The following is a 20048-nucleotide window of genomic DNA, read 5'->3' as shown; positions in this document are numbered from 1 at the left end:
ATGCTTTTAATGATCGACAACTATGACTCTTTTACCTACAACATCGTGCAATATTTTGGCGAGTTAAATCAGGAAGTAAAAGTCGTCCGTAATGATGCCGTGACCTTGGAAGATATTGAGCGATGGCAACCAAAGTACCTCGTGATTGGTCCTGGTCCTTGCTCGCCTTCTGAAGCCGGTATTTCCATTCCTGCTATTCAGCATTTTGCAGGGAAAATTCCATTACTGGGTGTATGTTTAGGTCATCAAGCGATTGGTCAAGCCTTTGGCGGTGACATTGTTCGTGCAAAAACCGTTATGCACGGTCGTTTGTCTGACATGTATCACAGTAATAAAGGTATTTTTAGCAATCTACCTTCTCCATTTTCTGCAACGCGCTATCACTCCTTGGTGATTGATCAAGCGACTTTGCCAGAATGTTTAGAAGTCACCTGCTGGACCAATGAAGCCAATGGCACGATGGAAGAAATCATGGGTGTAAAACATAAGACATTGCCTGTAGAGGGCGTGCAGTTCCATCCTGAATCAATTTTGAGCCAGCATGGTCATCAAATCTTCCAAAACTTCTTAGAAATTTATGCATAGTGAACACAATGAATATTCAACAAGCTTTAAATAATATTACGAAGCAAATTCACCTGACTCAGCCACAAATGGAAGATGTGATGCGAGCAATCATGTCTGGTGAAGCGACGGATGCACAAATTGGTGCGCTGATGATGGGCTTACGTCTTAAAGGCGAAAGTATTGATGAAATTACCGCTGCTGCACGTATTATGCGTGAATTTGCCATTAAAATTGATGTCAGCGATATTCCCTATTTAGTCGATATTGTAGGTACAGGTGGCGACGGTCAAAACCTATTTAATGTCTCCACAGCAGCCAGTTTTGTGATTGCAGCGGCTGGCGCAACGATTGCCAAACATGGTAACCGCGGTGTATCAACTAAATCAGGTTCATCTGACCTATTGGAAAAGGCCGGTATTAACCTTGATTTAAATATGCAGCAAACGGAACGCTGTATCCGTGAAATGGGGGTCGGTTTCTTATTTGCACCGAACCATCATAAAGCCATGAAATATGCCGTTGGTCCTCGTCGTGAATTAGGCATTCGCAGTATTTTCAATTTACTTGGCCCGCTTACGAATCCGGCTGGAGTAAAACGCTTTGTGATTGGTGTGTTCTCAAATGAACTTTGTCGCCCGATTGCTGAAGTGATGAAACAACTGGGTGCTGAACATGTCATGGTGGTTCACTCTAAAGATGGACTGGATGAAATCAGTCTTGCATCGTCAACCTATGTTGCCGAACTTAAAAATGGTGACATCACGGAATGGATGATTACACCAGAAGATGTGGATATTGAATCCCAAACTTTGACTGGTTTAATTGTCGATGGTTCTGCTGAAAGCCTAGCTTTAATTAAAGATGCTTTAGGTAAAAAGAAATCAGCCATTGGTGAAAAAGCAGCCAACATACTGGCCCTCAATGCTGGTGCAGGGATTTACGTTTCTGGTCTAACCAATGACTATAAACAGGGTGTTGCTTTAGCCCATGATATTATTTATGGCGGACAAGCTTTAGAAAAAATGAGCGTTTTGTCTGAATTCACCAAAACCATCAAAGAATATGAAGCTTAAACAGATACAGGAATAACAATCATGGTAGATATCGCAAATACAATTTTAGGTAAAATTGTTGACCGTAAATACGAAGAATTTGCTGCCCGTTTAAAACAACGTAGCTTAAAAGATGTCGAAGATCTGGCACAGGCTGCGACACCTGTACGTGGTTTTTCCGATGCTTTAAATGCGAAACGCCCCGCGGTGATTGCTGAAATTAAAAAGGCATCACCTTCTAAAGGGATTATTCGTGAAAACTTTAATCCTGCTGAAATTGCACAGCAATATGAACAAGCTGGTGCTGCCTGTTTATCTGTTCTGACTGATGTGGATTTTTTCCAAGGCGCGGATGAAAATATTGCCATTGCCCGTCAGCATTGTGCCCTTCCCGCACTGCGTAAAGATTTTCTAATTGATCCTTATGGTGTGATTGAAGCACGTGCCTTGCATGCGGACTGTGTGCTTTTAATTGTGGCCAGCCTTTCGGATCAACAACTTGAAGAAATGTCGAAAACGGCTTTTGAACACAATTTAGATGTACTGGTTGAAGTGCATGATGAAGCTGAACTTGAACGTGCCATGAGACTTTCAGAGCGCTGTTTATTGGGTGTCAATAACCGTAATTTAAAAACCTTTGAAGTCGATTTAAATATATCGCTACGTTTGAAAAAATTACTGGAGCCTTCACGTCTTTTAATCACTGAAAGCGGTATTGCAACACCAGAAAATGTTCGCCTGATGCAGGAAAATGATATTCATGCTTTCCTTGTTGGTGAAAGTTTTATGAAACAACCCCGTCCAGATCATGCATTTACTGCATTATTTGGTCAGCCACAAACCGTATAAAAGTTATAGATGTTATGAGTAAACATGATTCTTCGCTTTCTAAAGATCAGTTTAATCTACTGAAAGCCTTTAAAAAACAAATTACCCATCCTCATTCAAGTGCGATTGCAAAGCAAGCTGAAGTGAAAGCTCCAGTTGTACAAGAAGAACTGGATGATTTCGATTTGTTCCAGAAGTCGATGCAAGGTGTCCAGAAAATGGATACCAGTAATATTGCACCGATTGAAAAGAACAAAAAGAAAAAGCTGGATAGCCAAACTTTGGCAAAACGTGCGGCTGCAACTGGCCCGATGGAAATGGACAATGCAGAGCTGTCAGATACGCAAGCGATGCTCAATCCTGTTGCCAGTCAAGCAAGCTTAAACTATCGCATTGCGACTTTGCAGCATAAAGTTTTTGAAGATTTAAAAGCAGGTAATTTACGTTGGTTTGAAGCGGTTGACCTGCATGGTTGTACCGTTGAAGATGCACGTTTTGCCGTCTTACAAATCATTCAAATGGCAAAAGATGAAAATCAAAATGTCATTAAAATTGTGCATGGCAAAGGGCCTGAAGCCATCTTAAAAACCTATGTCAACAGCTGGCTGCGTCAACATCGTGATGTTTTAGCTTTTGTCAGTGCACCAGAGAAACAAGGTGGCACAGGTGCTGTTTTAGTTTTACTCAAACGCAGCGAAAAAAACCCTAAATTTAAACAGTAATCGGAATTTTTCCCGAAAACAGAGCATTGTAGCGGTTTTCTGCTACAATGCCGTCCTTGTTCAATATCAGTGTAAGTGAACACGTCTTATGTCTATGCAGCAATCCTACGCCAATATTTTAACTGCCGTTGGTGAAGATCTTAATCGTCCAGGTCTGAAAGACACACCTATGCGTGCTGCTAAAGCTTTTTCGTATTTAACGTCTGGTTATAGCAAAACTCTAGAAGAAGTGACCAATAACGCAGTCTTCCCTTCCGATAACCATGAAATGGTGTTAGTGAAAAACATTGAGTTTTATTCACTTTGCGAACACCATTTATTGCCATTTTATGGCCGTGTGCATATTGCTTATTTACCTGAAGGCAATGTTTTAGGCTTGTCTAAATTTGCACGTATTACCGAAATGTTTGCACGTCGTTTGCAAATTCAGGAACAGTTAACGCAGCAAATTGCTGAAGCTGTGGCTGAAGTCACCAAAGCACGTGGCGTCGCAGTCGTGATTGATTCTGCACATATGTGCATGATGATGCGCGGTGTCGGTAAACAAGAATCTACGACACGTACCGTTTCTTTTGTCGGTGACTTTAAAACCAACAAAGAAGAACGTCGTGAATTCTTAAGTGCAGTGCCTGAAAATTATTGATCGCAATACATAACCAAGCTTCACCCAAGCTTGGTTATTCTAACGCCATGTTCTTGATTAAATATACTCACTTTGACATTCCCCCCCTTTCAACTTTCATCATCATTTACTGTATATATAGATTTTCTATTATAATAAAACTCAAATTTAAGCATCTGTACCACCACATCTATGTCATCTATTCCGGTATCCCAAGCAATTTTGCTGTCTAGCTCAGATTTAACACAATACGAAGTCACTCTAGATTACCCTCGCCCTGATCGTTTAGTCACAGGAAATCCCGAGCGTTTGACCTATAGTCAGTATGAACACCCTCATATGAGTTGTGGAATTTGGCACTGTCAGGTAGGTGCATGGAATATTCAATTTGCTGAAAATAAACAGGAATTTTTTCAAGTAATTGAAGGTATTGTGCGTATCCATGATGCAAAAACGAGTTCATTCATTGAAGTCGTTGCGGGAAATGCAGGCATTATTCCACCTGCATTTGTAGGGACATTTGAAGTGGTTGAAGCTGTGAAAAAATATTATGTGATTGTTGAGGTTTGATCAGTAAAACTTGTTTTGGTTGGGTACATTGCGCTGATCAAGCCTAGAAAAATCGTACATAGCCCAAACTGGCCTGATCCCAATCCTGACCATTTTGTTTTTGGTATTGCCAACCTAAGCGCAAGGTATTTTGATTGTTGAGGATATATTGAAATTGCGTATTCAACTTTAATTGCCATTGGTGTGAGTCTTGCCAATACGGTAATTCAACCTGCAACAAACTATTGATTTTATCTGTCCAAATATTTTGGCAACCCATGGTTGGCCCCATACCTATACGCCAGCCTTGCTCTAAAGCTTTACTTGCCTGAATGTGATTTTGCAGTTGGGCATAACACAAATGTTCGCGCTCTTGGTCCGCATAGCTATAGCCCATTTGAACTTTTAAATTGCTCACACCATGCTGTTCATGTTCACTAAACTCACCTGCTTTATTCAGTGCTTCTTGCTGCCAGCCCACATTAAAACCCCAAGTCAACGGCATTTTAAACGGTGTAATCGGGTTATAAGAATTCACGGACAGAAAGTCAAAATGATTCAACTTCAATTCATCATTACGGTATTGAATGGAGCCATCCCAGAACAACAACTGCGTACCCACGCGAAAGCCCGCTTGTGGGTCAAGCAAATCGTGATAGGCTTGACGATGTCCAATTTCGACGAATTTTTCACCTTGAACTTCGCCAACTTTGACTGAAAAATTACGTGCATCATGTGCCTGTGTCGGATCATCTTTTGGACGTATTGGTTGTTGGCGTTGTTTTTCTAAATCAATTTGACTACGCAAACTCAATAACTGACGCAATCGTGGCTGTGCAAAGCTGGGTTCCACTTTACGCCCTGTAAATTGCAAATATAAGTCGTCATAAGCCATTTCTAGAATTTTAGCTTGCTCTAAAGCGGGATACTTTTCCAAAACCAGCGGCATATCTTTCGTTTCAGAAAAGGCAACTGCATGTGCTACTTGAGCAAGGGGATTACCATGCTGTTTCGCTTGCACCAATAACTGGGTTTCTAAAGCAGGACGATAAACAATCTCTTTAACCAAAGCTTGCTGCTCAATGGCTTTAATGGTTTCAACAGGGATTGCCGCGACCTTAAAACGATCAGACAAATTAAGCTCTGGACGAACCAAATCAATTAAACCCAGTAAACGATAAGCACAGTTATCACTGACGAAATAATAAGGGAAACTGACATGTTTCATTTCCCAAATATGTTCAACTAAAAACCGCGTTTCTTTCGGGCTTAAGTTTAATTCATACTCCCATAAATCACGGCTTTCCAAATCACCATATTCTTTTACTTTACGGTAATACGGCATGAGAGAATATTCACCAGGATACTGCCCCGTTAAGCCATTCCAAGCAAAAGACCAACCCTCTCCGCTAGTTACCGTTGCTGCATAGTTCACAGCATAAGACACTAAGTTAAGTTGTTTTTGATCTTTAGGATCTAGGCGTAATAAAGTATGCCCAAACATGGAACTGGGATTGCCCATAAAATCTGTCGCATAGATGAGCGTGACTTTATAAGGTTTAATCTGTCCCATCCAATCATCCAATTCTGGGCAGGAAACTGTCGGTAAATTTTGTTGTTGAATATGAAGCTGTTGCATTAACCAATGACTACGCGCAGGAAAACGACAACGCACCGATTGATTGGCTTCAGCAGATTGAAACAAGGCTTGGATATTGGCTTGTAACTCTTGCTTGAGCTGTGTTTGACCTTCAGGTGCGAGAAAATAACCTGAATAACCAACGTCGCTTTGACCTTTTTCATTGGCATACATTAACCTTTGCCAAGTGATGTCATGCTGTAATTTTTGCTGTTCGGCTTGATCTAAATAAGGTTGAACAATTTGAGAAGTCGTTGCTGAATAAGCAACAGTAGAAGACATTAAAGTAAACAATAACGCGATGGATTTCATTCAAATCTTTTATTTATGATTTATTTAAGAAGAAAACCCCATCTAAGTGACAGGGTTTAAATACTCCACAATTATACGTAGGCTTTAAGCACGTCGTCTTTTGCCATTACCGCTTGTAAAGCAGCCAAAACTTGTAAAGAGTCTTGATTGTTGACTGAATAAATTTCAGAGAAGTTTTGTTTAGATACCGCAAAGAACCGTGCTTTATCTTGTGATTGAATGTGAAGAAGTTCAGCCAGTACATTTAAGCTTTCGCCCTGACCTACAGCCATGTCACGCGCTAAAGATTCAGCATTTTCATTGGTAAATGTCACCGCTTGCGCAGTTACTGTACCTGTACCACTACAGCCGAGTGTACCAAAAGTGATACCGAATAATTGGTTTGCAAATAGACCATTGGTCGTTGCAGCAAGAATTTTAGGTACTTTACCGGATTGGCCTGCCCAAACTTGTGAACCAATACCACAACCAGCATCTTTATCTGCAAATGCCGCGCTGGAACCTAATGCTACAACGGCAACTAAAGCTAATTTTTTCAACATGGTTATTTCTCCAGAATATGATTATCTGAGTATTTTTAATTATTTCCAATTGCGTAATTTTTTATTACACCTTTGTAAGATAGCCATATCTTTCTCATAACGCAAAACAATTTATACTAAAGTTAGCGATTACTTATTAACCACTTCAAATTCATCACTTTTTAGCGTCCAATCACCTGCTGTACTGCGTTTTCCCAATATTTTTAACACTAAAACCAGACTTAAAAGCAACAATAAATACCATGAGCCTAACTTGCCCCAGCCCACCATATGCCATGCATCGACCTGACTCGGATACAACCAAATTTTATAAAAAGTACTGATATTTTCAGCAATCCAAATAAGAAAAGCCAAAATCATCAACACGGGCAACATGGGAAGTTTGATCTGATGTTGTTGTAATTGAAAATGAATTTTGGTTTTCCAAAAAATAATGATGCTCCATGTGAACAGCAACAAGCGGATATCAGCAACAAAAAACTTGCTCATAAAATTAATATAAGAAAGCACCGCCAAGCAGATCATATTGAAAAAACTCGGAAGCTTTTCAAATGACACCTGATATAACCGTAATGAACGCGCAAAAAAACTGCCCACTGCCGAATACATAAATCCTGCAAATAATGGAACAGTCAAAATTTTAAAGATGGCGGGTTGTGGATACTGCCATGAAGCGATCTGTGGATGAGTCAAGAAAATTTCCATGACCATGGCCATAATATGAAACAAAGCAATCACTTTGGCTTCTGCCCAAGATTCTAACTTCAAATACACTAAGCAAACTTGAATGATTAAGGCATAAAACAATAAGTAGTCATAACGAAAAAAACCATAAAACTCTTGGCTGCCCATAGATGCAGTGAATGCAAAGGCAACAAGAAGTAAAATCCCAAATAAGGCAGCCGAAGCTGCCTTAAATGAGAACTCAAAACATGATTTAAAAAGACTGATCAAGGTTGAATCCTAAAAAATGAGTTGACTCATATGTAGTTAAAGATATTTGGCGCTATATTCATGCACCGTATCAATAAATACTTTAGGATTTGCAGGATCGACCCACTGGGTAATACCATGACCTAAGTTGGCAATATAACCCGTTTTTTCACCACCAGCATAAGCATCATCCAGCATGGCTTTGGTCGCTTTTTCAATGGATGCTGGTGTGCCATATAAAGTGGCTGGGTCTAAGTTACCTTGTAAAGCTGCACGACCATTCACCGTTTGACGCGCCACATTAAGTTGTGTCGTCCAATCTAACCCAAATGCATCGGCACCCGTCGCGATCATTGGTTCTAACCATTGTCCGCCACCTTTGGTAAATAAAATCACCGGCACTTTACGACCATCTTTTTCACGTTGTAAACCTGCAACAATTTTTTGCATATAGTTGAGTGAAAATTCAATATATTCACGGTGTGCCAAAGCGCCACCCCAACTGTCAAAAATTTGTACCGCTTGTGCGCCAGCATCAATTTGCGCATTTAAATAATCAATCACCGCAATCGCTAATCGATCAAGTAAAGCATGTAACACTTCAGGTTGGGCATACATCATATGTTTGGTGTAACGGAAATCCTTACTTGAACCGCCTTCAACCATATACGTCGCAAGTGTCCACGGACTGCCTGAAAAACCAATCAGCGGTACTTGTCCACCCAATGCCGAACGAATCGTGGTTACCGCATTCATGACATAATCAAGATCCGATTTGGCATTAAAATTTGGTAAATTCGCCACATCTTGTTCTGTACGAATGGTTTTGTGAAATTTCGGCCCTTCACCTGCCTCAAAATACAAACCCAAGCCCAAAGCATCAGGCACGGTTAAAATATCTGAAAATAAAATAGCAGCGTCCAAGTCATAACGGCGCAAAGGCTGTAAAGTCACTTCACATGCAAAATCATTATTTTTACATAAGGAAAGAAAATCACCTGCTTTGGCACGTGTTTCACGATATTCAGGCAAATAACGCCCGGCTTGACGCATCATCCAAACTGGTGTGGTATCTACTGGCTCACGTAATAAGGCACGTAGAAAACGATCATTTTTTAGAGCCGTCATTTCTTTCCCATCTCATTTTTAATCTTCGGACTATCATAACAAAAAGGTCGAAAATTTAATAACTTCTCACCTATGTAAAAATCAATCAGGTTAAATGTAAAATAATTTTTAAACAAAAGAACTACTGCATCTCCTCATTTTTTCTGCAATACTTGTGTAGTTTTATCAAATTGTTAATGAATAATTCTTAAGGTTGAATTACATGTTCGTTCGCACATTACTCGCTATGAGTTTAAGTTGCATTATTGCGGGTACAGCATTTGCCGCACCTATCGCGGAACAACCATTAAATCCTAAAAAGATTGCTGATACTGCGGTTCAAGACCCGATTGATCCACTTGCGACTAATGCCGCATCAAGCGCTCAAAGCACGGCTGAAACCCAGATTACACAACAAGAACAACAAGACTTAAATAAGGCTTCAAAAACCTTACAAGATCTTGAAAAATCTGAAGATGATACAGCTGCTATCGGTGCAGCGCCAACCACCAGCACAACGACCACATCTAGTTCTGTAGCGACTAAAGCATCTTGGACCCTTGATGGTCTAAACAATGCCGGTTGGTATGAGAATATTGGTAAAGGTCAATTCCCTGTTTATGCACGTGCGCATGTCATGCTCAACAATGCACATGCTTCACCCGGTGCTATTGATGGTTCAAGTGGTAAAAATACCCTTAAAGCAATTGCGTCGTTCCAACAAATCAATGGCATTAAGCCGACAGGGACGTTAACGCAAGAAACTTGGAATGCATTAATTGCTAAACAAGGATCTAAACCTGCATTTATTGAATACACCATTACCGATGCAGACTTAAAAGGCCCTTATGCAGCCTCGATTCCGCATGATTATGCCTTACAAGCCAAAATGAAAGGCTTGTACTACACACGTGTAACTGAAATGCTTGGCGAAAAATTCCATATGGATGAAGACTTTTTGAAAAAGTTAAATCCAAAAGCGACGTTCAAAAAAGCCGGTGAAAAAATTATTGTTGCCAATATCCGCAACGAAGTTCCTGAAGACATTCATCTGATTGTTGCGCATAAAGGTGCTAAACAGCTGTATTTGTTCAACAGCCGCAATCAAATGATTGGCTCGTTCCCTGCGACCATTGGTAGTTCTGACACACCATCACCTACAGGTACATATAAAGTCACAGGCGTAGCACCAAACCCATGGTATAGCTATTCACCAAGCAACTTTATTCAAGGCAACAACAAAAAGCCGCTATCTTTACCACCAGGTCCTAATGCTCCTGTAGGTAATATCTGGATTGGTTTAAGCAAAAAATCGTTTGGTATTCACGGTACACCGAATCCATCGGCAATTTCTAAAACGGCTTCGCATGGTTGTATCCGTTTAACCAACTGGGATGCCAATGATTTAGGTAAAAAAGTAAAATCTGGGGTAACGGTTAAATTCTTAGAATAAATTTAGCGTTATTTTCAGCCCTCAACATAAAAAAGCCTACTTTAAAGTAGGTTTTTTTATGCGCTGCTCTTTGGTCAATCCATTTAAATCATCGTTCCAAAAACAAAACAATATGTTGCTTTTTCAATATTTCATCCCACTCACCCAGAGATTAAAATTACTCCATTGAAGCAATAATAATTCGGAGATTGAGCATGACAACTTATTTACATCGCAGTGAAGATCGTGGGCATGTCAAAGCAGGTTGGTTAGAATCGAAACATAGCTTCTCTTTTGGCAGTTGGTATAACCCTGAATTTATGGGAATCGGATCTTTACGCGTCATTAATGATGACATTATTGCGGCACAGAATGGCTTTGGCACACATCCACATGACAATATGGAAATATTAACCTGTGTACTCAAAGGTACAATTTCTCATCAAGATAGTATGGGCAATGAAAGCCAAATTCATGCGGGTGAATGGCAACTCATGAGTGCTGGTACAGGTATTAAGCACAGTGAAATGAATCAAGGTGATGAAGCAGTCCATCTACTGCAAATTTGGATTACTCCGAATGTGCAAAATGCAGAACCGACTTATCAACAGATTCAACGTGATCCTAAACTCACACCGAATGAATGGCAGTTGATCGTTGGTCCGAATGCCAATGCCCCAATGCATATTCGTCAAAATGCAGAAGTAAAAACGGCATTTTTACAAAAAGGTTATACACTCGATGTAAAAGCCAGCCAAAAATTTAACTATGTCCATGTGATTGAGGGCGAAATCGACATTGCAGGACAAACCGTTAAAGCGGGTGATGCCTTATTTTTTGATGATCTAGCGACGATTCAAGCCCATACAGATAGTCAATTTATTTGGTTTGATTTAAACAATTAAAGCATTTTCATCTCAGTTCCCTTGTATTTAAGCTCTGTTGCTCAAATACAAGGGAATGCCGAGACTGTTCACATTAGAAGCCTTCTATCATCCCCGAAAGCTTAAAGCTTAATGATATTGATTTAAACATCCATAGAAAAATAGATATGCAATCCGCAATTATAAAACTTAAGCTTGCTCTTCATTCACCGCTGCTTTCAACCAATCAATAAAAGCATCTATTTTTGGCCACTTACGATCTTTGAGTGAAGCGACATAATAATGCTGATCACAGCGCAGATACATCTCTGGAAATGGCAGCACTAACTCTCCTCGTTCAATTTCCTTTTCTACCAATCTTTTTCTGCCCATGGTGATGCCTAAATGATTTTTGGCAGCAATTAATGCAAGATCTGAACGATCGAAGCTAATCCCGACAGAACTATCGATATGGGCATTAAAGTGTATCGCCCAACTATTCCATTCATCCGTTCCAGTACCATTACTCCACGCTTGGCAATCATGTAATAAGGTGCAATGCATGAGGTTATCCAAATTCCCCATAAGATTAAACTTTGCTGCATATTCTGGACTGCACACTGGAATAATATGTTCATCCATCAAATACTGATAATCCAATTGAAAGGATGGCTGATTATCAAAATAAATTGCTAAATCAATTCCAGTCCGTTGAAAATTAACATTCTCATTACCGGTCAAAATAGACAATTGAATGAAGGGATAACATTCGGTAAAACTAGATAATTTAGGCACCAACCAACATTGTGCGATTGAAGGCCGAGCATAAATCGTCAGAGAGCCTGCCAGTGCTTGATTTTGTATGGCTTTAATTTCAGTATTCAAGTAATCCAATGAAAATTGCAAAGCCCAAAAGACCCGTTTTCCCTCATTGGTTAACTCGACTTTACGGTGCAAGCGTAGAAATAATTTTATATTTAATTCTTTTTCTAACAAATTAATTTGGTGACTCACTGCACTTGGGGTCAAAAATAATTCTTCCGCAGCCAAAGCAAAAGACTCATGCCTTGCGGCAACTTCGAAGGTAATTAACTTTGAGAGTTGAAAACCCGTCAGCGTCTTATGTAGATTGCTCATTCGTTTATCCCTAGCCCATTGATTATGTTATTCATCAGAAATTAAACAAATACCTAGTCTAAGATGAAAAAATTTAACTCAAAATTCATTTAAAGAGCAATATTTATTTTATTCTATTTTTTCAGATGAATTATTTTAATCTAAAAGCAAAATTTCATCGTTTGACGCCGTACCTTTATTTTACTCCAATAGGGAAATAGAAATTTTAGTCATGGAGACAATAAGGTATGGAAACCAATTTCTTAGATGTTGGTATTTTATTGACCAGCATATGTTTGATCATTTTTACGATTCTAAAATTCAAATTACATCCCTTTTTAGCCTTGCTTCTTGCCAGCTTTTTTGTTGGGTTGGCAATGAACATGCAGCCACTCGAAATGATCAACGCCATTGAAAATGGCATTGGAAGCACGCTCGGCTTTCTGGCAACCGTCATCGCACTGGGAACCATTCTGGGTAAAATGATGGAAATCTCTGGTGCCGCGGAACGTATTGCCCTCTCTCTGCAACGTTGTCGTTGGCTCTCTACAGATATCATCATGGTACTGATAGGCCTACTTTGCGGCATTACCTTATTTGTTGAAGTGGGCGTAGTTTTATTAATCCCTTTGGCTTTTTCCATTGCCAAGCATACCAAAACTTCGTTATTTAAATTAGCCATTCCACTGTGTACCGCATTAATGGCAGTACATTGCGTGGTTCCCCCCCATCCAGCAGCACTTTATGTCACCAATAAACTGGGTGCTGATGTGGGTACAGTGATTATTTTCGGTTTAATGGTCGGCTTAGCCGCTTCACTGATTGGCGGCCCGCTATTTTTAAAATTACTGGGTAAACGCTTACCTTTTAAAGCGGTTCCTGAAGAATTTTCGAATTTAACCCTGAGAGAAGAACACACACTGCCTTCATTAAAAATCACATTATTCACCGTGTTCTTACCGATTGGACTGATGCTGATTAAGACCATTGCCCAATTAAACACTCAATCACAAACCGCGTTTTACCAATTCTTAGACTTTATTGGTAACCCAATCACAGCCATGTTTATTGCCGTATTTGTGGCTTACTACACCTTGGGTTTACGTCGTCACATGAAAATGGCGGCTTTATTAAAAGACACTGAAAGTTCATTTTCTTCTATCGCGAATATCTTATTGATTATTGGTGCTGGCGGTGCATTTAATAGCATCCTCAAAGCCAGTGGCTTAGCTGATTCTATGGCTGTTCTACTTTCACATTTACACATGCATCCCATTTTATTGGCATGGTTAGTTGCGCTCATTTTGCATGCTGCGGTTGGTTCTGCAACCGTTGCCATGATGGGAGCAACTGCGATTGTCGCACCTATGCTGCATCTCTATCCAGATTTAAGTCCTGAAATTATGGCCATTGCGATTGGTTCAGGTGCGATTGGCTGTACCATCGTGACCGATTCTCTTTTTTGGTTGGTTAAACAATATTGTGGAGCAACCTTAAGTGAAACCTTCAAATATTATACTTCAGCAACTTTTATTGCCTCACTGATCGCGCTGGGTTGCACCTTCCTACTGTCTAATTTTATTTAAGCTTTTATGAGTACTCTTATGAATTCTGATCAACTTAATCAACTTGTTGCGCGACATCCTATTGTTAAGGATCTGATCGCACTCAAAGAAACGGCTTGGTTCAATCCTCATTTCACCACACTTGCAGAAGGTTTACCCTATGTAGGACTGAACCAGACAGATATTGATGATGCTCGTGACCGTTTAGCACGTTTTGCACCTTATCTTATGACAGTTTTTCCAGAAACGGCTGCTACGGGCGGTATGATCGAATCTGAACTGGCTGCCATTCCAAATATGCAACAACAACTTGAACAGCATTTTGGCCAAACCATTCACGGTAAACTGTGGCTGAAAAAAGACAGTCATTTACCTATTTCAGGTTCAATTAAAGCACGTGGCGGCATCTATGAAGTGCTCTGTCATGCTGAAAAACTTGCGTTGCAAGCGGGCTTATTAAGCCTTGAAGATGATTATGCCAAACTTAATAGCCCTGAATTTAAGCAATTTTTTAGCCAATACAGCATTGCCGTCGGTTCTACAGGAAATCTAGGACTTTCGATTGGCATTATGAGTGCGCAGTTGGGCTTTGATGTTACGGTACATATGTCAGCCGATGCACGTCAATGGAAAAAAGACAAACTACGTTCTCACGGCGTAACGGTTGTTGAATACGTTGAAGATTATGGTGTAGCAGTCGAACAAGGTCGCAAAGCGGCGCTACAAAATCCGAACTGTTTCTTTATTGATGATGAAAATTCACGGACTTTATTCTTAGGTTATTCTGTCGCAGGACAACGCCTAAAAACCCAGTTAGAGCAACAAAACATTGTGGTCGATCAAGCACATCCTTTATTTGTTTATTTACCATGCGGTGTTGGTGGTGGCCCCGGTGGCGTGGCATTTGGTTTAAAAATGGCATTTGGCGATCATGTACATTGCATTTTTGCCGAACCTACACATTCGCCATGTATGCTGCTTGGCGTTGCAACGGGTTTGCATGATGAAATTTCGGTGCAAGACATTGGTATCGACAACATTACGGCAGCAGATGGTTTAGCTGTTGGACGTGCTTCTGGTTTTGTCGGTCGAGCTATGCAAAGACTGCTTGATGGTTTTTACACACTTGAAGATGAAACCATGTATTTATTACTGGGTATGCTCAATCAGGCTGAACATCTTAAGTTAGAACCTTCTGCACTTGCTGGAATGTTAGGCCCTGTCATCGTCAATCAGCGTCAAGACTATGCAGCGCTGCACCATTTTACTGAACAACAACTCCAGAATGCCAATCATATTGTTTGGGGCACTGGCGGCGGCATGGTTCCTGCTAAGGAAATGGAGAAGTACTTAGCTAAATCAAGTATTTAGCAAATTTAAAAAAGCTATTGCTGTACTTAAAGCAGATGAGATCAGATCTCGTCTGCTTTAATTCTATAATGGGTTAAGAAAACTCAATGATCTTCGCCTAAAGAACTAAGGGCTTGAGTTTGGTATATCAACCATCATTATTTTATGTTACTGCGGTTCTTGTCTTTGGGTTGAATTCATCTCATGTCGAACTTGGCTGATACGATCATAAATCACCTTGCGCATCCTATTTATTACGCCAAGCGGTTTATGTTCAGGTAACGTATGCCATGGTGTGAAAGACAGATTTTCACAAAATTTATTCTGATCTGGTGTATCAAAAACCTGTTGAGGAATACGAATCGTCGCCACCTGATAAAAAGGAGCTTGCGTTTCTTTCCATTCGGTCATGGCATCTTCCACGAGTAATGTGCCTGATGTTCTAGGCTGCACCAGAAACTCCATACAAGCATCACCCTTTTGCAGGCTAGTTCGTAGTGCATCTCGAAGAAAATCATGCTTCGGATGATTTGGTATAGCATCTACTGCTGCTGTACAAGATCTGGCTGAATACTTTACCGCCTGACGATCAGGGCCTATGCCTAACTGATAGGGAACCATCGACCAATATCGGGTTTGCAGTGGGTTTGAAATTCGTGTTCTAAGATTTAAAGCAATCAGCGTTCCCTTAGAACCGAGTGCGAAAGGAATATGCAACTTTCTAAAGAAACGATCACTGTTGATATCCTGCATAAAAGACATATAGCGGTTAGGATCATTAACGAAGAATACGGGATGATTGATCATAATAAAGTCTTGTGTGGCAACATCATCCTCTAAGTGTTTTTCCCCCGATACAGCTAAAACTTTGATTGCCATCCCACGTGCATCTTTTTTAATGTCTGCCTGCGTTGCATCAGGTGAACCATTCGAAAAACGAATCCATGCCTGATATTTTTTACCGGGAATAAAAAGACCTTTTGCAAGATTCTTCGGAAGCGTTTCTAACACTTGGAACTCTGCTCGTACACAACCATGCGCTTTCGGATGTGCATCACGACGCGCACTGCCTAATGCATATTGTTTGCGAATAGATTTTTCAATAACCTCAGCGATCTGTTCAGCAATCACCTTTTCATTGGGATATAGCTGTTCACTTAAACCTGAATCAATATCAGGATAAGCAATAGGATGAGGATTGGTCAGTGTTGTGATTGTGGTATTTGTAACTGGCTTAGCACTACAACCACCAATTGCAAACATCAAAGGTGTAAGAGTGAACAGCAAACTAAAGTGTATCGGCCGCATAAAATTTGGCATTGACCTTCTCCTTGCTGTAAAAATAACATCAGACTCAAATGAAATTTTCTTGTAGTCATGTTATTCAACTTATCGAACGATAAAAATCATTTATTGAATACACTAAACTGTTATGAAGCTTTGTAAAATATATTTTTTAAGAACTAGAGATATTTTACATCTATTTTATTAGGACATAACTAGAGTATGAAGTCTGTCTTATTCTTCCTAATTTCTCAATTATTTATCAGTTATTTAAATGTTTTTCAACAAAGTCTTATCTATGTCAATGTCGCTATCATTTCAAGTGTTAAATAGACCATTCACTGCATGACATTTTTAAGATCAATAAAAAGGTTACTTTCAAACATGAAAGTAACCTTTTATGTAAATTACTCAGAAAAAATAATTAGTAAGGATAGTTTGGAACTGAACCCGTTGCAGGAAGCGTTATCCAAGTCCCCTCATCTAAATGGTTCGACCTATTTAAAGGTTGAGCATAAAAATTCAATGGTGCATCAGCTAGATTCAGCATGGCAATAGATGCACGTGCAGTATCTGTTACAGGCAAACCATAAAGCTTAAACATCTCTTTTAAGTCATAACCCATAATTTTTGAGCTGAGTACATAAATCATGTCAGGTCGACTCAAGTTTTTCGTCGTGAATGCACCTAAACCTAATTTGTTTTTGTCTGCTGTAGTTGCTGTCGCCACATCAATCTGATTATAAAGACGTTGCGAAATATTCAGTAAGCGCATAAATTCAAATACACCTTGCGAATCAGGTCGTAATTTACTCTGATGCAACTTGGTATAGTTATAAGCGAGCTGCATGTGAAATGCTTGCTTGGCATTGTCATTACCTTGCCATAAGCGTTTTTCCATCTTTGCACGCAGCAGTTCCCCACTTAAGTTCGTATTACGATTATCTTGGATATTGCTATATAACAGAGGGTGATTAAAATTATTGCCGTTATTGTCTAGACCATAAATTTCATATTTACGCAGCATACTTACGCCTGCCAAAATATTGTTATTACATTCTGTACCGCAGCCAATGGTGTTTCCATTCTCTGTCGATGGGAAAGTCATGGTAAGCACACCCTGAACAGTATTGTGTCCAAGTTCATGTACCCAACCCCAGCCCGTATCCACACCAGTGGCGCCATCAGATGGATTACCTGAACACAAATAACCACAATAAGCGAGCCAGCCAACAAAATGCTGAACACCCGGTGCACGGTGAATCGTCCCAGTACAGTCCCAGCCTAAAGTATTACAATAGTCCTGAGTGCTGCTGTCCAATGGCATATTGTTATAACCATTGGCAATATGGTTACTTTTATAAACAACGGTCTTAATTCTTTCAATGTAGTCACGTGGTGCAGTATTGCCAATCGCTTTAAGTGCATAAGCAGTGATTTGCTGAATTTCACCATCTGTAAATTTAAAGGTATTCCAGCCAAAAGTTCGACTTTGCAAGCTGGCTTTGGCTGCATCAATATCTGCATCGGTAATCGGCTGGGTAAAATCAAAGTGTGCATATTTTGCACTGCCTTTAATTTTTAAAGTAATGGTACTGCCCGCTGTAGCATTGTTGTAATTCAGCATGAGTGGGCCACCAAATGGGCTGATAAACTTGTTATCAGTGCCTGTATTCAGCTTTACACCATAACTGTTCGGATGCAGCGGGCGTTTATAGCCATCAGCATCAAATGGGCTGCCCCAAGTGCGAATATGACTGGTTTGCACAGCAAGGTTTGCACCTTGAGCATCCACAATTTGTATATCCACTGCTTTTGCAGGAATACTGGCACGACCAATCGCTGTTACGCCAATGGTTTGCGGAATCGTCACGGTAATGGTTTCCCAATCACTGCTAACGGGCATATTTTGCGCTGCTACAGGCATATAGTCACCAGCGCCTTGCAGAGCAGCCTTTGTATGACTACGTTTGTAATCTAGCCAAGCGTCTGAAGCATAGGTTTGCATAAAGGTCAGTGGATCACTGTTTATATTTAACCCCGTGTAATTCACGGATGGACGCCACAAATCGGCAATCAGCACCAATGCTTTTAAAATACTATTTTTATTTTCTTCACTAAATGCTGACAAGCCCTGATTATTTAAAGTCTGTAGGGAGCTGGAAAGTGCATTTATGCTTTGAATCATTGAATTGCTAGTGTTTAACTCACCTAAAGTGACAGATGCAGGGGAATTAAAATATTGCAAAGTTTTAATGGTGGCATCAATCTGATTAATATTATCCCAGCGTTGCTGATAAGTTTTCGGCTTAGATAACAATAACGTATCTTTAGTACGCCAATAGTTGCCATTCGTTTGCATACCCATTGCAGCTAAGACTTTTTCCATATTGCTATTTACATTATCGCCTGATGCCTGAAAATAGACAGGTTTTCCTGCATCTAAATAGCCTTGAATTAATGCACGATCAAACTTTTCTGAGCCAATATTTGAGCTAAGCAAGATCAGATCTGCATTTTTCCAACAAAGATTATTTGGATCGAGGACATTACAATTCAAGATATTAACGGCTGTTCCAAGCTGTTGTTCAAAATAGCGTTTTGCAGTATTTGTGTCATAGCCACTTACTGCAATATTCAGGGATGCATTCAATGCAGTCTTCGTATTACCTGTAATTAGCCAGCGTAAACTATTATTTAATACCCCAGTGAATTGGGTAAAATCAGAATTGTTGTTTAACACGCCAGTAAACATGTTCTGACCATAAGCCAAAGCACGTCCTTTACCTATTTGAGCAGCAACACCCAATCCACAACCTTTGTTGGCTTGTAAACTGAGCGCCCAGTTACACGTACCATCAGCAACAGCAATAGGCAATGTGGTACTAAAATCGGTCGGATAAATATTAATGGATGCGTTCGGTGTGAATTGTAAATGAGGCTGTATCGCTTTATTATTGGCATCGGAATATAAAGAACCTAACAGATTTTTTTGCCAATAGCGCTGATGTTCAGCAGTATTAAGCGCCCACTTTAACAGGGACGTCTGATCCTGTAGCGTTAGGTTCACTGCACTACCTATGCTTAGTGCCGTGTTGATGCGGGCATTGATTAAATCTTCAGGTTTTTCAGAAGGTGGAGCGACTTCCGTCCATGAATCATTGGCAGACTCCCCGCCCTCACCGCCTCCTCCACCGCAAGCAATTAACCCTATTGACAATGATATCGTCAATAGCGCGTTTCTGAATGCTAAAGCATGTCCAGCCACAATAATTCCCCCAATACAAAAAAATAACGACATCATGTTTAAAATGTCGTAAATAATAGCTAGAGATTATAAAGCTAAAAAAGATAATAACGAATTAAGTTAATACCTATCTTGTTGTTTTTTAAAGTTAATTATTGTACAGAAACAGAGTTTAATGTGATGTATTTAGAACTATCTGGGATTTATTTGAAATTCAATCTTTCAGCTGATTCATTAAAAAATGTTGAAATTGAATAAAGCATTGCTGAAAAACAATGACTGCAAAAAATAGTGCGTCAATAAAATTCAATAGCCCAT

Annotated in this window: 17 protein-coding genes; 10 read left to right on the top strand and 7 right to left on the bottom strand. The window is 39.9% G+C overall.

Translation table 11 applies throughout. From position 1 onward, the window contains the following. From F994_RS15205 to F994_RS15180, 6 genes are all read left to right on the top strand, one after another. Complete coding sequence (locus tag F994_RS15205) at positions 1 to 585, top strand: anthranilate synthase component II (RefSeq protein WP_004651477.1); 585 nt, start codon at positions 1 to 3, stop codon at positions 583 to 585. A gap of 8 nt (positions 586 to 593) precedes the next feature. Next, positions 594 to 1640 (top strand): anthranilate phosphoribosyltransferase, encoded by a 1047-nt coding sequence (trpD, locus tag F994_RS15200; RefSeq protein ID WP_004651476.1) that lies wholly within the window; start codon positions 594 to 596, stop codon positions 1638 to 1640. 21 nt (positions 1641 to 1661) lie between these two features. Next, positions 1662 to 2468, top strand: coding sequence for an indole-3-glycerol phosphate synthase TrpC (gene trpC / locus F994_RS15195; RefSeq protein ID WP_004651475.1), 807 nt, complete (start codon positions 1662 to 1664; stop codon positions 2466 to 2468). Positions 2469 to 2482: 14 nt separating this feature from the next. Continuing rightward, a complete protein-coding gene (locus F994_RS15190; protein ID WP_004651473.1) occupies positions 2483 to 3169 on the top strand; it encodes a Smr/MutS family protein in 687 nt (228 codons plus the stop codon). Between the two features lie 94 nt (positions 3170 to 3263). After that, complete coding sequence (gene folE / locus F994_RS15185) at positions 3264 to 3812, top strand: GTP cyclohydrolase I FolE (protein WP_171065360.1); 549 nt, start codon at positions 3264 to 3266, stop codon at positions 3810 to 3812. A gap of 171 nt (positions 3813 to 3983) precedes the next feature. Continuing rightward, positions 3984 to 4361 (top strand): cupin domain-containing protein, encoded by a 378-nt coding sequence (locus F994_RS15180; RefSeq protein WP_004651471.1) that lies wholly within the window; start codon positions 3984 to 3986, stop codon positions 4359 to 4361. Positions 4362 to 4404: 43 nt separating this feature from the next. On the opposite strand, the gene F994_RS15175 is transcribed toward F994_RS15180, so the two are convergent. From F994_RS15175 to hemE, 4 genes are all read right to left on the bottom strand, one after another. After that, positions 4405 to 6291, bottom strand: coding sequence for an Lnb N-terminal periplasmic domain-containing protein (locus F994_RS15175; protein ID WP_004651470.1), 1887 nt, complete (start codon positions 6289 to 6291; stop codon positions 4405 to 4407). A gap of 71 nt (positions 6292 to 6362) precedes the next feature. Beyond that, the gene (locus F994_RS15170; protein ID WP_004651469.1) at positions 6363 to 6833 is read right to left on the bottom strand and encodes a DUF3015 family protein; all 471 of its coding nucleotides are present in this window, start codon (positions 6831 to 6833) and stop codon (positions 6363 to 6365) included. A 129-nt stretch (positions 6834 to 6962) separates the two neighbouring features. After that, the gene (locus tag F994_RS15165; RefSeq protein WP_228128068.1) at positions 6963 to 7784 is read right to left on the bottom strand and encodes a DUF817 family protein; all 822 of its coding nucleotides are present in this window, start codon (positions 7782 to 7784) and stop codon (positions 6963 to 6965) included. Positions 7785 to 7823: 39 nt separating this feature from the next. Then, entirely contained in the window at positions 7824 to 8894 is a 1071-nt protein-coding gene (gene hemE, locus F994_RS15160) for a uroporphyrinogen decarboxylase (RefSeq protein WP_004651466.1), read from the bottom strand. A gap of 202 nt (positions 8895 to 9096) precedes the next feature. Here hemE and F994_RS15155 point away from each other — a divergent pair, with 202 nt between their 5' ends. Together F994_RS15155 and F994_RS15150 are read left to right on the top strand one after the other, a co-directional pair. Further along, positions 9097 to 10326: a L,D-transpeptidase family protein gene (locus tag F994_RS15155; protein WP_004651465.1), complete on the top strand. Its 1230-nt coding sequence runs from the start codon at positions 9097 to 9099 to the stop codon at positions 10324 to 10326. A 194-nt stretch (positions 10327 to 10520) separates the two neighbouring features. Continuing rightward, a complete protein-coding gene (locus tag F994_RS15150) occupies positions 10521 to 11210 on the top strand; it encodes a pirin family protein (RefSeq protein WP_004651464.1) in 690 nt (229 codons plus the stop codon). A 168-nt stretch (positions 11211 to 11378) separates the two neighbouring features. Here F994_RS15150 and dsdC read toward each other — a convergent pair whose 3' ends face one another. After that, positions 11379 to 12305 (bottom strand): DNA-binding transcriptional regulator DsdC, encoded by a 927-nt coding sequence (gene dsdC, locus F994_RS15145; RefSeq protein WP_004651463.1) that lies wholly within the window; start codon positions 12303 to 12305, stop codon positions 11379 to 11381. Between the two features lie 227 nt (positions 12306 to 12532). On the opposite strand from dsdC, the gene dsdX reads away from it, so the two are divergent. Next, a complete protein-coding gene (dsdX, locus tag F994_RS15140) occupies positions 12533 to 13870 on the top strand; it encodes a D-serine transporter DsdX (protein ID WP_004651462.1) in 1338 nt (445 codons plus the stop codon). A gap of 18 nt (positions 13871 to 13888) precedes the next feature. Beyond that, positions 13889 to 15220, top strand: a complete 1332-nt coding sequence (gene dsdA / locus F994_RS15135; protein WP_004651461.1) for a D-serine ammonia-lyase — start codon at positions 13889 to 13891, stop codon at positions 15218 to 15220. A gap of 147 nt (positions 15221 to 15367) precedes the next feature. Here dsdA and F994_RS15130 read toward each other — a convergent pair whose 3' ends face one another. Together F994_RS15130 and F994_RS15125 are read right to left on the bottom strand one after the other, a co-directional pair. Beyond that, positions 15368 to 16519, bottom strand: coding sequence for a catalase family protein (locus F994_RS15130; RefSeq protein ID WP_004651459.1), 1152 nt, complete (start codon positions 16517 to 16519; stop codon positions 15368 to 15370). A gap of 388 nt (positions 16520 to 16907) precedes the next feature. Continuing rightward, positions 16908 to 19787, bottom strand: a complete 2880-nt coding sequence (locus F994_RS15125; protein ID WP_004651457.1) for an ImpA family metalloprotease — start codon at positions 19785 to 19787, stop codon at positions 16908 to 16910. Positions 19788 to 20048 lie beyond the last annotated feature (261 nt).

Source organism: Acinetobacter bohemicus ANC 3994, assembly GCF_000367925.1.
In the GTDB taxonomy this organism is placed as follows: domain Bacteria; phylum Pseudomonadota; class Gammaproteobacteria; order Pseudomonadales; family Moraxellaceae; genus Acinetobacter; species Acinetobacter bohemicus.
The sequence above is the reverse complement of the archived record's forward strand: the minus strand, read 5'-3'. Positions and strand labels throughout refer to the sequence as shown.